The following is a 14,037-nucleotide window of genomic DNA, read 5'->3' on the forward strand; positions in this document are numbered from 1 at the left end:
CACCTCATCGGCTGGTGCTGTCGCGTTGCCGGTCTTCGCGCTTGAGCGCGAGGTAGGTGTCGAGGTCGACCTCGTGCAGCTGCCGCGGGTACTGCTCGGCTGCCATGAACCAGTGGCGCTGCCGGCGCTCGTCGGCATCCTTCGCGTCGCTCGAGAGGTAGGCATCGAGCGTGAGGAAGTAGCGCATCGCATTGCGCTCCACCAGCCCCCGGAGGCCCCGGATGTACTCGGGCTTGCCATCGGGCGCCTTGCCCATCACCGTGAAGCCGACCTTGTCGCGGCCGAAGGTCGCGAGGTAGGCCTGGGTGGCGAGCCGCACCATCATGTTGTGGTCGTAGCTGTAGCCGAAATGCACGAAGCTCTTCTGTGCATCGAGCGCAATCGCCTCGAGCGTGACGCGGTAGTTGCTCGTGCCGAACGGCCCATTCGCGGCCGAGAGCTCGACCGACAGGTGCTCGGGCGTCGCATTCGCCACGCGGTAGACGAAGGGCAGTTCGAAGGCCTGGTCGACCGGCTTGTCGTAGCGGCGCACGACATAGAGCGTCAGCGTCTCGCGCCCTTGTGCCGTGCCGGTCTTGCAGCGCCGGTTGTTGATGTGCAGCGTGAGCAGTTCGCACCAGTGGGCCGATCCCTTGAACGCGGCCGTCACCTCCGACAGCGGATGGTCGATCACCGCGTAGACGTCGCCTTCGAGCCCGCCGGGCGTTTCGCTCGAATCCAGCTGCACGGGGCGACCGAAGCTGCTGCGGTCGAGCTTGTCGCTCAGGCGCTGGTGGGTGTCGCGCAATGCCTGGGCCGGCGTGGCGGACTCGGTGGGTGCTGCGGCACACAGCTGCAGCGAGGCTGCTGCGAACAGGACGGCGCCGCACAGGGTGCGTGTCCACGATACCGGCAGGTGGGGCGAGCTGCTCATGGGGTCACACCATACAACGGGGCGACCACTTTTGGCTTCAGTCGGCTTCTGTTTCCGGTGCCGTCTTCGCACCGCGCCGCATGAGCAGCAACATGGCCACTGCGAGCAGCACGGCGCCCAGCCACTGCCTCGGTGCCATCGGCTGGGCGAACAGCAGCGCCGCCAGCAACGCGGCCACCAGCGGCTCGATCAGCGTGCCGACCACCGCCGCTGTCGGCGACAGGCGCCGTGCGCCCCAGGCAAAGGCCAGGTAGGCCACCGAGGTCGTGACCACGCCGGTGTAGGCGGCGCCCAGCCATTGGGCGCCGCCTTCGGGCCAGGTGATGCCGCTCGGCCAGGCGACCGCGAGCATGCACAGCGCCGCCACGCTCATGCCCCAGGCGGACGCGGTGACGGCCGGCACGCGCACCGGCATGCGCGCGTTGCCGAGCACCACCAGCGCATAGCAGAAGGCCGAGCCGAATGACCAGGCGAGCCCGACGACGTATCCGGCAGGCAGCGGGCCCCATCCCTCGGTTGGCATCACCAGCAGCGCGACGCCCACGAGCGCCAGCACCAACCCGGCGACGAGGCGCAGACCGAAGCGCTCGTAGCCGCGCAGCACGGAAACCAGCGCGACGATCACCGGTGCGCAGCAGATCGAGATCACCGTCGGCAATGCGGCACCCAGGTGCGCGATGCCGGCGAACCAGCAGCTCACATTGAGCGCCATCGCGGCACCGGTGCCGACGACCTGGAACTGCTCGCGCCGGGTCAGGTCGCACCAGCGCGCATTGGCGGACTGCGGCGTGCGTTGCGCCCTCCAATGCAGCCACCACAGCAGCGGCACCCCGAGCGCGAAGCGCGCCAGCGACAGGCTCTGCGGCGCAATGCCGCCATCGATGAGGAATTGCGCCACCAGCGCGCCGCCGCCCCACAGCGCGCCAGCCAGCAACACACCGCCCCAGGCCAGGGCGGCAGACATTCTTGCGTTCATTGTTGAAAGTTCTCCATGACGCCAGCCGCTCTTTTCTGCAGAGGGCGGGCATGACCATCCGGCCGTCACCCAGCCTTGCAAAAGGCGGAGGACGGCGACCACTTGCGGGTCTGAGCGCGGCGCGAGGCGCGCGTCAGAGGCAGGTCGATGGCGGGGGAGAGTGGTGCAGGTGCATGAGCGGCCGATGATAGAAGCCGAGGTCAAGAGGGGCAAGGGAGAATCGCGGCCATGTGCCCTCCTCCCACCCCCCACGAAACATGAAACGCCAAGGTCGACTCGTACGCTGGGAGGCCGAGCGCGGCTTCGGTTTCATCCGCAGTCCCGAGGTGTCGGCCGATGTGTTCGTGCATCTGCGCGACTTCAGCGACCGGCAAATGAAGCCGCAGGTGGGCATGGAACTGAGCTTCGAAGAGATCCATGTCGGCGGCAAGGGGCCGCGCGCCGTGGCGGTGCAGGCAGCATCGAGCGGGGCCTCGCGGTCAGGGCCGAAACACACGCCCATCAACAGCCATCGCCGCTCTGCGCCGAGGCGCGCGAATCCGCGTCGCGCGAGCGCTTCCGATGCTCCGGCCTCGTGGGGTCTGCTCTTCCTCCTGGTCTACGGGGTGCTGCTCGGCGCGGCCGTCTGGTCCGGCCGCTTGCCGCTGCTGGTTCTCGGCGTGGTGCCGGGACTCAGCCTGCTGACCTTCTTCGCCTACGCCCTCGACAAGAACGCCGCACAGACCGGCCGCTGGCGCACACAGGAAAGCACCCTGCACCTGCTCGCGCTGATAGGCGGCTGGCCGGGTGCCTGGGCCGCGCAACGACTGCTGCGCCACAAGTCGAGCAAGCAGAGCTTCCTGATCGTGTACCGGGCCACCGTCGCCTTCCACTGCGCGGCGTTGCTGGCCTGGGTTTTCTGGCTGCGGGGTATTCCCGCCGTGGCCTGACGTCGGTTGTGTGCAGTCCTAGACTGAAACGGTCCCCATCCAGGAGAAACCTCCCATGCCACTCGTTCGAATCGAACTGTCCGATGCCTCGCCGCAAACGCTGGGCCCCGCCATCGGCGACCTGGTCTACCAGGCGATGACCGAAACCATCAACGTGCCGAAGGACGACAAGTTCCAGGTCATCACGCGGCATGCCGCGCAGGACCTGGTCCATCCGCAGAGCTACCTGGGCGTCGAGTATTCGGCGGGCTTCGTGCTGATCCAGATCACGCTGAACCAGGGGCGCACGGTCGAGATGAAGAAGGCCTTCTACAAGCGCGTGGCCGACGACCTGCACGAGAAGCTGGGCATCCGGCGCGAGGACGTGTTCATCAACCTCGTGGAGGTGGTGAAGGAGAACTGGTCGTTCGGAAACGGAGAGATGCAGTACGCGTAGCGGTCGCCCGCTACCCGTCGATCAACGCACCTTGCGCGATGAAGGCTTGCTGATCGGCTTGCCGCTGCCGTTGTCCCGCGGCGGCAGACCGGTGTGCTGCGTGAGGATGCGGCCCTTGGAGGGCTTCACCGGCGCGAGCCTGACCGGCGCCGAGGCCTTGGCGGCCACCGGCGCGGAGGTCGAATTCTTGCGGCGCGCGCTCGTGTAGCCGCCATCGGTCAGCGGCTGCCACGTCGGGATGAGGTGGTGCTTGCCGTTGCCGATCAGGTCGGCCCGGCCCATGCTCTTCAAGGCTTCGCGCAGCAGCGGCCAGTTGTTGGCGTCGTGGTAGCGCAGGAACGCCTTGTGCAGGCGGCGACGCTTGTCGCCGCGCACGATGTCCACCGTCTCGCTCTCGCGCGTGATCTTGCGCAGCGGGTTCTTGTTGGTGTGGTACATCGTCGTGGCCGTGGCCATCGGGCTCGGATAGAAGGTCTGCACCTGGTCGGCACGGAAACCGTTCTTCTTGAGCCAGATCGCGAGGTTCATCATGTCCTCGTCGCTGGTGCCCGGATGCGCGGCGATGAAGTACGGAATCAGGTACTGCTTCTTGCCCGCTTCGGCCGAGAACTTCTCGAACATCTGCTTGAACTTGTCGTAGCTGCCGATGCCGGGCTTCATCATCTTGGTGAGCGGGCCCTGTTCGGTGTGCTCGGGCGCGATCTTGAGATAACCGCCGACGTGGTGCTGTACCAGCTCCTTCACGTACTCGGGCGACTGCACGGCCAGGTCGTAGCGCAGGCCCGAGCCGATCAGGATCTTCTTGATGCCGCGCAGCGCACGCGCGCGACGGTAGATCTTGATGAGCGGGTCGTGGTTCGTGCCCAGGTTCGGGCAGATGCCGGGGTACACGCAGCTGGGCTTGCGGCAGGCCGCCTCGATCTCGGGGCTCTTGCAGCCGAGGCGATACATGTTGGCCGTGGGGCCGCCGAGGTCGGAGATGGTGCCGGTGAAGCCGCTGACCGAATCGCGGATGGCCTCGACCTCCTTGATGATCGATTCTTCGGAGCGGCTCTGGATGATGCGGCCCTCGTGCTCGGTGATCGAGCAGAAGGTGCAGCCGCCGAAGCAGCCGCGCATGATGTTCACGCTGAAGCGGATCATTTCCCACGCGGGAATCTTGGTGGCGCCATCGTGGCTGCCGTTCTCGTCGGCGTAGCGCGGGTGCGGGCTGCGCGCGTACGGCAGGTCGAACACGTAGTCCATTTCCGCCGTGGTGAGCGGAATGGGCGGCGGATTGATCCACACGTCGCGCGCCGTGGTGCCCTCGCCGTGCGCCTGCACCAGCGCGCGGGCGTTGCCGGGGTTGGTCTCCAGGTGCAGCACGCGGTTGGCGTGGGCGTAGAGCACCGGGTCGCTGCGCACCTGTTCGTACGAAGGCAGGCGGATCACCGAGCGGTCGCGCGGTGGGACGGTGATCTTGCCGCGGCTCTGCAGCGCGGGGTTGGGCATGAAGGTCAGCGGCTTGATGGCCGGGTTCACGACCGACTGCACCGACTGAAGCACCGGCGAACCGGCAGCTTCCGCAGCCTTGGCCACGTCCTTCGCCTCGTCTTCCTTCGCGCAGGTGGCGCCGTTGGCCTTGGCCTGGTCCGACACCATCAGGTATGGATTGACGTGCGCCTCGACGCGGCCCGGCTCGTCCACGCTGGTGGAGTTGATCTCGAACCAGCCCTCGGGCGTTTCGCGCCGCACGTAGGCGGTGCCGCGCACGTCGGTGATCTGCTGCACCGGCTCCTTGGCGGCCAGGCGGTGCGCGATCTCGACGATGGCGCGCTCGGCGTTGCCGTACAGCAGCAGGTCGCACTTGGCGTCGACGACGATGGAGCGGCGCACCTTGTCCGACCAGTAGTCGTAGTGCGCGATACGGCGCAAAGAGCCTTCGATGCCGCCCAGGATGATCGGCACGTCGTTCCAGGCTTCCTTGCAGCGCTGCGAATACACGATGGCCGCACGATCGGGGCGCGAGCCACCGATGTCGCCGGGGGTGTAGGCGTCGTCGCTGCGGATCTTTCGGTCCGCGGTGTAGCGGTTGATCATCGAATCCATGTTGCCGGCGGTCACGCCGAAGAACAGGTTCGGCTTGCCCAGCGCCTTGAAGGGCTCGGCACTCTGCCAGTCGGGCTGGGCAATGATGCCCACGCGGAAACCCTGCCCCTCGAGCATGCGGCCGATCACCGACATGCCGAAGCTGGGATGGTCGACGTAGGCATCGCCCGTGACCACGATGATGTCGCAGCTGTCCCAGCCGAGCGCGTCCATTTCCTTGCGCGAGGTCGGCAGGAACTTGGCCGTGCCGAAACGGGCTGCCCAGTACTTGCGGTAGCTGGTCAGCGGCTTGGCGGCACGCGCAAAAAAGGAGACGTCGACGGGGGCGTTCATCGTGGGAGTGGACAGCGCTGTGGCGGCACTGTTGTGGGCAACCCTCGATTTTAGGGTTTTCCAGCATCCCTGTCGCGACAAACATCCAGTGACCGGGTTCTTCCGCCGGCATCAATTGTTTGCCAAAGTCAATCAACAGAATGACAATGGCAACCATGTCCACCTCCGCACCCACCATCGACGTCGCCGCCGTCAAGGCGATCCGGCAGTTCAACCGCTTCTACACGCGCCAGATCGGCGCCCTCGATCCGTACCTCGGCAGCGACATGTCGCTGACCGACGTGCGCGTCCTGTACGAGCTGGCGCACCGCGAAACGGCGGTCGCCAGCGAGATCGGCCGCGACCTCGGGCTCGACGCCGGCTACATGAGCCGCATCCTGCGGCGCTTCGAATCCGAAGGCTGGCTCACACGCGAGCCCCATGCGCGAGATGCCCGGCAAAGCGTGCTGCGCCTGACCGAGGCCGGCCATGCCGCATTCGCGCCGCTGCAACAGAAATCGCGCGACGAGGCGGCCGCGCTGCTCGCGCCGCTCCCCCCGGCCCAGCGCGACCGGCTGGTGCAGGCGATGGGCACGATGCAATCCCTGCTCGACCCCACAGCCGCGCCCGCCAGGCCCCAGGCCGCGGTCCTGCGCGACCCGGCACCCGGCGACATCGGCTGGGTCGTGCAGCAGCACGGCGAGATCTATGCGCGCGAGTACGGCTGGGACAGCAGCTTCGAGGCGCTGGTGGCGCAGATCGCGGGAGAGTTTTTGCTCAAGTTCCAGCCCGAGTGGGAGCGCTGCTGGATCGCCGAACTCAACGGCGAGCGCATGGGCTCGATCTTCGTGGTGCGCAAGTCGGCCAGCGTGGCGCAGCTGCGCCTGTTGATCCTGTCACCGGCCGCGCGCGGGCTGGGCCTGGGCGGCAAGCTGGTCGATGAATGCATCGCCTTTGCGCGCCGCAAGGGCTACAAGAAAATGGTGCTGTGGACCCACAGCTGCCTCACCGCCGCGCGCGGCATCTATGCCAAGCGCGGCTTCCAGCTCACCGCGTCGGAGCCGCACGAGAGCTTCGGCCACAAGCTCGTGGCCGAGACGTGGGAGCTGAAGCTGTAACGCCTACTGCATGAACCAGCCGTGGCTCACGACGAGCGACTGGCCGGTGAGCGCGTTGGTCGGGAAGCCCGCGAACAGCAGTGCCACGCGCGCCACGTCTTCGGTCGTGGTGAATTCGCCATCGACCGTTTCCTTGAGCATCACGTTCTTGATGACTTCCTCTTCGCTGATGCCGAGCGTCTTGGCCTGCTCGGGAATCTGCTTCTCGACCAGCGGCGTGCGCACGAACCCCGGGCAGATCACGTTGGCGCGCACGCCGTGCTTGGCGCCTTCCTTCGCGACTGTCTTCGCGAGGCCGATCAGGCCGTGCTTGGCCGTGACGTAAGGCGCCTTCAGCAGCGATGCTTCCTTGGAGTGCACCGAGCCCATGTAGATCACGCTTCCGCCGCGGCCCTGCGCGTACATGTGCTTCAGGCACGCCTTGGTGGTGAGGAACGCGCCGTCGAGGTGAATGGCCAGCATCTTCTTCCAGTCGGCAAAGCTGAATTCCTCGACCGGATGCACGATCTGGATGCCGGCGTTGCTGATCAGGATGTCGATGCCGCCGAAGGCCTTCGCGCCCTCCTCGACCGAGGCGTTGACCTGGTCTTCGTTGGTCACGTCCACCGCCACGCCGATGGCTTCGGCGCCCGTGGCCTTGAGTTCTGCCGCTGTCGCGTCGGCCGCTTCCTTGTTGAGGTCGGCAATGATGATCTTGGCACCTTCCTGTGCGAAGAGGATGGCGATTTCCTTGCCGATGCCGCTGGCCGAGCCGGTGATGTAGGCGACCTTGTCCTTGAGTTGCATGGTGAATGTTCCTTCGGGGTTGGGATGAAAAGAAGACAAGCAGGAATCAGGCGAGATAGTCGTGCTCGACCGTGCCCAGTGCGAGCGTCATGTCCGCGATGTAGTGCACCGCCGATTCGACCTTCAGCACCGGCAAATCGGCCACCGGTGCCAGCGCATGCGGATGCAGTTCGAGCGATGCCGGCGCGGTCCACGCGCCGTGCAGCGTGACATCGACCATGTGATAGCGCACCAGCTCGCAGATGCGGGCCGTGCCGTCGACGTGCGGAATGATCTTGAGCAGGAAGTTCGGCTGCGCGATGCCCGCAAGGATCGGCGCGGGGTCGAGCGCGCGGTGCTTGAAGCCCATGGTGGCCTTGGCCACGCGCACCTTGCCGTAGTCCAGCGTGCCGACGATCACGTCGGTCTCGTAGTCGAGCACCGGCGAGGCGAGCTTCTTCGGAAAGCCCCAGAGCTCGCGGCCGCCGGCAATCGGCGGATGGTCGTTCAGGTACATCGCATGCACGTACGCGCCCTGCTCCACGCCCTTGGCGGTGCGCAGCTGCACCGGAATGACCTGGCCCGACTCGGTGTAGTCGCCGAAGCCGGTGGAGTCGGGCATGCGGATGAATTCGTACTTCACCAGCGGCTCGACCACTTCGAGCGGCTCGGGCACCACGGCGCGCAATGCATCCATGTCGGTGCGGTAGGTGACGATGAGAAATTCGCGGCGCACGAACCGATACGGTCCGGGCGGAAAGGCGGGGCTGGTGAGCGGCATTGCGAATGCCTGTCGCCGTACATCTTCAATGTTCACGAACATTTCCTCCTGGTGAAGTGACCGGCCCAGTCTGGCGCTGGTTTCTTAGTCGAAGCTGAATCGTCTCCGTCAGCGCGAGAGGCCCGGTCGCTTGACCCGGCCCGAGCCGTGATCGCCCAGGTCGAAGGTGGTCACGCCGTTCACCGTGGCATCGGCGCGCAGGGTCTCGGGATGCGCGAGCGTCACGCGCATGTCGCGCGCGCCCGATTCCCAATGCTCCTCGACTGCAGCGCGCGAGAACTCGTAGTCCTTCGACTCGAGCTCGTAGGGCTTGTCGCGGTAGATCAGGTGAAAGATGTCGATGGGCTCGTGCGTGAGCTGCGACTGCACCGCGAGCACGCTCGGGTCCTTGCGCAGGGTGGCCGGCAGCTTGGTGATCAGGTCGGCAATGGCCTGCTGCAGGTTCATGTTCGCGGCGAGCGCGTCGGTGTTCATGCGGGTGCGGCTCGAATAGGTGATGTCCTTCTGCCGCTCCATCACGCCCGCCATGGTGCGCGGCATCTCGCCGCGCGCATTGAAGAGGTCCACCTGCAGCACCACCAGGGGCTCGTTGCGCGGATGGAGGTCGAGCACGTACTGCAGCGGCGTGTTCGAGACGATGCCGCCATCCCAGTAGTCGTCGCCATCGATGTGCACCGGCGCAAAGCCCGGCGGCAATGCGCCGCTGGCCATGATGTGCTCGGGGCCGATGCGCTGGCGCGTGTTGTCGAAGTACACCGAGTTGCCGGTGCGCACGTTGACCGCGCCCACGCTGAAGCGGGCTTCGCAGGCGTTGATGCGGTCGAAGTCGATGAGGCGCTCGAGCGTGGCCTTGAGCGGCGAGGTGTCGTAGTAGCTCAGGAGCGGCGCCGCACCGCCCATCAGCAGGGCCGGCGAATAGCGCGGCTCGAAGAATCCCGGAATGCCGACCAGCGATGCCATCGCCGCGCTGTACTGGTTCTGCGTGGCCCGGTCGCCGAACCACGACGGCAGGCGCTGCGAAGGCCCCGAAGACACGAGGTGCCAGAACTCGCGCAGCCTGTCGACCCGGTGCTCGGGCGCGTTGCCCGCGATCAGCGCTGCATTGATGGCGCCGATGGAGACGCCGGCGATCCAGTGCGGCTGCAGCTCGGTCTCGCTGAGCGCGGCATACACGCCCGCCTGGTAGGCGCCGAGCGCGCCGCCGCCCTGCAGCACCAGGGCCTTGCGGGCCTGGCGCATGTCTTCGCGGCGTGACGCGAAAGGATTGAGGGGTTGGGAGGAGGATGCCGCACGGGGTTTCTTCTTGGGGATCGTCGTCATGCGTTCATTTAACACCAGCCCCGCGACAGCAACCTGACCGGGGACCGAAGCCCCCGGAAGAAGATCACATCTTCGGCAGCATCTGCCCGCGGATCTCGCCGCCCGGGTTGGCCGCGGTGTGGATGTTGGCGTACCACTTGCCCGCCACGAGGTCGGCCGCCTGGGCCGGCGTGAGCGTGGCCTGGCCTTCGATCGGGCTGGCCGCGTTGGCGAACGGCAGCACCACGCCGGCATTCGCACCAGCCGCGGCAGGACCGTGGAAATGCGCCGCGGTGGCCGGGCCGCTGAGGCCCGTGTAGGTGATCTTGTACTTGAGGACGTTGGTGTCCCGGTTGAGCCAGGCTTCGGCCATGCCGCTGCCACGCGTCATGTTGGGCGGGACTTCGCTGGCCGCGTTCATCGCGCCGCTGAAGCTGGCGGTGTTCGACTTGGACATCATCCCGCAGCCGACCAGGGCCGCACTGGCCACACCGGTAATGAGGGCTGCGCGCAAAAAGGTGCCGTATTTGGTCATGAGCTTGTCTCCTGAAGTTGTGAAAGCCTCCCCAGCATAGGCAGCACGCGCGCCCCGCCGTGTCGGCCACCGCCCCGACTTTGCAGGGCCGCCACAGAGTGAAAGAGAATGCAACGATGACCTCCCAAGCACTCCCCGCCGCCCGCGAAGTGGTCGGTTTCTGGCGCGAAGCCGGCCCATCGCGCTGGTTCGCCAAGAGCGACGCATTCGACACCGAATTTCTCTCGCGCTTCCTGGCCGCGCACCAGGCCGCTGCCCGTGGCGAACTCGATCACTGGACCGACGATGCCGAGGGCACGCTGGCCCTTCTTGTGTTGCTCGACCAGTTGCCACGCAATGCCTGGCGCAACAATCCGCACATGCTCGCCACCGACGGCCTCGCGCTGGCCGTGGCGAAGAAGGCGATCGACGCGGGCTTCGACCGGCAGTTCGAAACAGCACTGCGTGCGTTCTTCTACCTGCCCTTCATGCACTCCGAAGTGCTCGCCGAGCAGGAGCGCTCGGTCGAACTCAATGCGGCGCTCGATGCCAACACCCAGCGCTACGCCGTGCTGCACCGGGACATCGTCGCGCGCTTCGGCCGCTTTCCGCACCGCAACCGGATGCTGGGGCGCAGCACCACTCCGGAAGAACAGAAGTTTCTCGACGAAGGCGGCTTCGCCGGTTGACCCAGCGAGCGTTCAGGTGTCGTTATGCGCCAACGGCACGTCGCGCGTCGGCGACGGATTCGCATCGGGCAAGTCCGCCTTGTCCTTCATCGAGCCGTAGGTGCGCGCATAGACCCAGGTGAACTCGGCGCCCAGAAGGAAGATCTGCGCCGAGTAGTACACCCACACCAGCACCACCACCAGCGAGCCCGCGGCGCCGTAGCCCGAGGCCACGCTGCTCTTGCCGATATAGAGGCCGATCAGGTGCTTGCCCACCGTGAAGAGCAGCGCGGTGACCGCCGCGCCCACCCACACGTCGCGCCACTGCACCTTCGCGCGCGGCATGATCTTGTAGATCATCGCGAAGATCACCGTCACCATCGCGAAGCTGAAGACGAAATTCACCACCTGCGCCAGGCTCTCCCAAGCCCCGAACACCGGCGACCACCACTTGCCCAGCGCCGCCAGCGCCGCGCTGGCCACCAGCGACACCATGAGCAAAAAGCCAATGCCCATGATCATGCTGAACGACAGCAGCCGCACCCGAAGCAGGTTGAAGATGCCCGAGCTCTTGGCGCGAGCCGGTGCCCGCCAGATGCGGTCGAGCGCGTCCTGCAGTTCGCCGAACACCGTGGTCGCGCCGACCACCAGGAGGCCGATGCCGATCACCGTGGCCACGATGCCCTCGGCCGGCTTGTTGACCGCCTGCAGCATGCCCTGCACCGCTGCCGCGCCCTGCGCACCCATGAGGCCCGAGAGCTGCGCGAAGATCTCGCCGCGCGCGGCCTCCTGCCCGAAGACCAGGCCCGCCACCGCGATCACGATCAGCAGCAGCGGCGCGATGGAAAACACCGTGTAGTACGCGAGCGCCGCCCCCATGCTGGGTGCGTAGTCGTTCGACCACGATGCGAAGGCCCGTTTGCAGAGATCGAAGAGCGCGCGGATTTGCATGAGCATGGAGTGTCCCTGTTGAATCGGCCGGGGTCATGTCGGCGCGATGCCCGGCATGTTGCAGGCCTGCCTACGATAATCGCATCCACATGCAACCGCCCCTCTCCGATGCGGCAACGCCGCAGGCTCCGCCCCAGCCCCAGTCGCCGCGCGACCTTTTTGTTTCATTCACCTGGCTCGCGCTGCAGGGCTTCGGCGGCGTCCTCGCCATCGTCCAGCGCGAGATGGTCGAGAAGAAGAAGTGGCTCACCCCCGAGCAGTTCCTCGAAGACTGGGCCGTGGCCCAGGTGATGCCCGGGCCCAACGTGATCAACCTGGCCCTGATGATCGGCGACCGCTACTTCGGCCTGCGCGGCGCCATTGCCGCGGTGGCGGGCATGCTGACCATTCCGCTGGTCGTGATCCTCGCGCTGGCCGTGCTCTATGCGCACTACGCCGGCAACCCGCAGGTGGCGGCGGCACTGCGGGGAATGGGCGCGGTGTCGGGCGGGCTGATCGCCGCCACGGGCATCAAGCTGATTCCGCAACTGCGCAAGCACCCGCTGGGCTTTCCGGTTTGCCTGGCGTTCATGGCGCTGGTGTTCGCGGCGATCGCGGTGTTCAAGGTGCCGCTGGGCTGGGTGCTGCTGGTGCTGGGCGGTGTGGCCTGCATCTGGACCTGGCGAAAGATCTCCCCATGACCATCGCGATGCAATGGCACGACTGGCTCGCCCTCTTCGGCCAGTACCTGCTGCTCTCGCTGCTGTCGATCAGCGGCGCCATCACCACGGTGCCCGACATGCACCGCTACCTCGTCACCCAGCACGGCTGGCTCACCGATGCGCAGTTCAGCTCGTCGGTCGCCATCGCCCAGGCGGCGCCCGGGCCCAACGTGCTGTTCGTCGCGCTGATGGGCTGGAACGTCGGGCTCAACGCAGGCGGTGGCATCGGCGCCGGGCCGATGGCCTGGCTGCTCGGCTTCTTCGGCCTGATGGTGACCATGGTCGGCATCATGGTGCCGAGCACCACCCTGACCTATGTCGCCACCCGCTGGGGCCACCGCAACCGCACCCGCCGCGAAGTGCGCGCCTTCAAGCAGGGCATGGCGCCGGTGGTGGTGGGCCTCCTGATCGCCACCGGCTGGGTGCTGGCCACGGGTAACCATGCTGGCGACACGCCTGCATGGCACCTGTGGCTGCTGACCGGCGTGGCCGCGCTTATCGTCTGGCGCACGCGCATCCATCTGCTCTGGCTGCTCGGCGCGGGCGCATTGCTCGGCGCCATTGGCTTCGTCTGATCCTCCCCTTTCGTTTTTCTTCTTCAGGAAACTTCTTCATGTCGCAACTTCGCCCGCTCGGCCGCTCCGGCCTCCTGGTTTCGCCGCTCGCCTTCGGGGGCAACGTGTTCGGCTGGACGGTCGACGAGGCCGCCTCCTTCAAGCTGCTCGACGCCTGGCTGGACGCGGGCTTCAACTTCGTGGACACCGCCGACGTCTACTCGGCCTGGGTGCCGGGCCACACCGGCGGCGAGTCGGAAACCATCATCGGCAAGTGGCTCAAGCAGAGCGGCAAGCGCAACCGCGTGGTGCTGGCCACCAAGGTCGGCAAGCCGATGGGCGAAGGCAAGGTGGGCCTTGCGCCCAAGTACATCCGCGAAGCGGTCGAAGCCTCGCTCAAGCGCCTGCAGACGGACTATATCGACCTCTACCAGTCGCACGACGACGACGCCAACACGCCTCTGGAGGAGTCGCTCGGCGCCTTCGATGCGCTCATCAAGGAAGGCAAGGTGCGCGCCATCGGCGCCTCCAACTACACGGCGCCCCGGCTGGCCGAGGCGCTGGACGTGTCGGAGCGCCTGGGCATCGCGCGCTACGAGAGCCTGCAGCCGCTCTACAACCTGTACGACCGCGCCGTGTTCGAGGACGAACTGGAGCCGCTGTGCATCAAGCGCGAAGTGGGCGTGATCAACTTCTACGCGCTCGCGGCCGGTTTCCTGACTGGCAAGTACCGCACCGAGGCCGATGCGTCGAAGAGCGCGCGAGGCGCCAACACGACGAAGAAGTACCTCAACGAGCGGGGCCTCCGCATCCTCGATGCGCTCGACAAGGTGGCGCAGCAGTACAACGCCAAGCCGGGCCAGGTCGCCATCGCATGGCAGATCGCACGGCCGGGCGTGACGGCGCCCATCGCCAGCGCCACCTCGATCGCGCAGCTCGAGGAGCTGGTGGTCGCAACGCAGCTCAAGCTCGACGCGGGCACCATCGAGATGCTCGACCGCGCGAGTGCGGAGACGGCAGCCGCCTGAGGCG

15 protein-coding genes are annotated in these 14,037 nt (G+C 66.7%); 7 read left to right on the top strand and 8 right to left on the bottom strand.

From position 1 onward, the window contains the following. Window positions 1-4: 4 nt before the first annotated feature. Together GNX71_RS19690 and GNX71_RS19695 are read right to left on the bottom strand one after the other, a co-directional pair. Window positions 5-913: a hypothetical protein gene (locus tag GNX71_RS19690; RefSeq protein ID WP_206173874.1), complete on the bottom strand. Its 909-nt coding sequence runs from the start codon at window positions 911-913 to the stop codon at window positions 5-7. 37 nt (window positions 914-950) lie between these two features. Next, the gene (locus GNX71_RS19695) at window positions 951-1,877 is read right to left on the bottom strand and encodes a DMT family transporter (RefSeq protein ID WP_241026989.1); all 927 of its coding nucleotides are present in this window, start codon (window positions 1,875-1,877) and stop codon (window positions 951-953) included. A 269-nt stretch (window positions 1,878-2,146) separates the two neighbouring features. On the opposite strand from GNX71_RS19695, the gene GNX71_RS19700 reads away from it, so the two are divergent. Continuing rightward, on the top strand, window positions 2,147-2,818 hold the full coding sequence (locus GNX71_RS19700; RefSeq protein WP_206173876.1) for a cold shock and DUF1294 domain-containing protein: 672 nt from the start codon (window positions 2,147-2,149) through the stop codon (window positions 2,816-2,818). A gap of 55 nt (window positions 2,819-2,873) precedes the next feature. Next, complete coding sequence (locus tag GNX71_RS19705) at window positions 2,874-3,254, top strand: tautomerase family protein (RefSeq protein ID WP_206173877.1); 381 nt, start codon at window positions 2,874-2,876, stop codon at window positions 3,252-3,254. A gap of 21 nt (window positions 3,255-3,275) precedes the next feature. Here the strand turns inward: GNX71_RS19705 and GNX71_RS19710 are convergent, their stop codons facing one another. Then, a complete protein-coding gene (locus GNX71_RS19710; protein WP_206173878.1) occupies window positions 3,276-5,675 on the bottom strand; it encodes a YgiQ family radical SAM protein in 2,400 nt (799 codons plus the stop codon). A gap of 146 nt (window positions 5,676-5,821) precedes the next feature. Here GNX71_RS19710 and GNX71_RS19715 point away from each other — a divergent pair, with 146 nt between their 5' ends. Next, window positions 5,822-6,772 (top strand): bifunctional helix-turn-helix transcriptional regulator/GNAT family N-acetyltransferase, encoded by a 951-nt coding sequence (locus GNX71_RS19715; protein ID WP_206173879.1) that lies wholly within the window; start codon window positions 5,822-5,824, stop codon window positions 6,770-6,772. Window positions 6,773-6,775: 3 nt separating this feature from the next. Here the strand turns inward: GNX71_RS19715 and GNX71_RS19720 are convergent, their stop codons facing one another. The 4 genes from GNX71_RS19720 to GNX71_RS19735 form a co-directional block, all read right to left on the bottom strand. Further along, complete coding sequence (locus GNX71_RS19720; protein WP_013542077.1) at window positions 6,776-7,558, bottom strand: 3-hydroxybutyrate dehydrogenase; 783 nt, start codon at window positions 7,556-7,558, stop codon at window positions 6,776-6,778. A gap of 46 nt (window positions 7,559-7,604) precedes the next feature. Beyond that, a complete protein-coding gene (locus GNX71_RS19725) occupies window positions 7,605-8,354 on the bottom strand; it encodes an acetoacetate decarboxylase (RefSeq protein WP_206173880.1) in 750 nt (249 codons plus the stop codon). A 72-nt stretch (window positions 8,355-8,426) separates the two neighbouring features. After that, window positions 8,427-9,638 carry a patatin-like phospholipase family protein gene (locus GNX71_RS19730; protein WP_206173881.1) on the bottom strand — a complete coding sequence of 404 codons (1,212 nt, stop codon included), beginning with the start codon at window positions 9,636-9,638 and terminating at the stop codon, window positions 8,427-8,429. Window positions 9,639-9,702: 64 nt separating this feature from the next. Then, a complete protein-coding gene (locus tag GNX71_RS19735; protein ID WP_206173882.1) occupies window positions 9,703-10,152 on the bottom strand; it encodes a CHRD domain-containing protein in 450 nt (149 codons plus the stop codon). Window positions 10,153-10,268: 116 nt separating this feature from the next. Between GNX71_RS19735 and GNX71_RS19740 the strand changes: the two genes are divergently transcribed. Continuing rightward, window positions 10,269-10,820 (top strand): DUF924 family protein, encoded by a 552-nt coding sequence (locus tag GNX71_RS19740; RefSeq protein WP_206173883.1) that lies wholly within the window; start codon window positions 10,269-10,271, stop codon window positions 10,818-10,820. A gap of 12 nt (window positions 10,821-10,832) precedes the next feature. Here the strand turns inward: GNX71_RS19740 and GNX71_RS19745 are convergent, their stop codons facing one another. Continuing rightward, window positions 10,833-11,756 carry a YihY/virulence factor BrkB family protein gene (locus GNX71_RS19745; protein ID WP_206173884.1) on the bottom strand — a complete coding sequence of 308 codons (924 nt, stop codon included), beginning with the start codon at window positions 11,754-11,756 and terminating at the stop codon, window positions 10,833-10,835. 83 nt (window positions 11,757-11,839) lie between these two features. Between GNX71_RS19745 and GNX71_RS19750 the strand changes: the two genes are divergently transcribed. From GNX71_RS19750 to GNX71_RS19760, 3 genes are read left to right on the top strand one after another with little or no spacing between them, the layout of a single operon-like run. After that, entirely contained in the window at window positions 11,840-12,430 is a 591-nt protein-coding gene (locus tag GNX71_RS19750; protein WP_206173885.1) for a chromate transporter, read from the top strand. Continuing rightward, the gene (locus GNX71_RS19755) at window positions 12,427-13,026 is read left to right on the top strand and encodes a chromate transporter (RefSeq protein ID WP_206173886.1); all 600 of its coding nucleotides are present in this window, start codon (window positions 12,427-12,429) and stop codon (window positions 13,024-13,026) included. Before GNX71_RS19750 ends, GNX71_RS19755 begins: the two co-directional genes overlap by 4 nt. Before the next feature lie 38 nt (window positions 13,027-13,064). Next, window positions 13,065-14,033, top strand: a complete 969-nt coding sequence (locus GNX71_RS19760) for an aldo/keto reductase (protein ID WP_206173887.1) — start codon at window positions 13,065-13,067, stop codon at window positions 14,031-14,033. The last annotated feature ends 4 nt before the right edge of the window (window positions 14,034-14,037 follow it).

Source organism: Variovorax sp. RKNM96 (assembly GCF_017161115.1).
Classification (GTDB): domain Bacteria; phylum Pseudomonadota; class Gammaproteobacteria; order Burkholderiales; family Burkholderiaceae_C; genus Variovorax.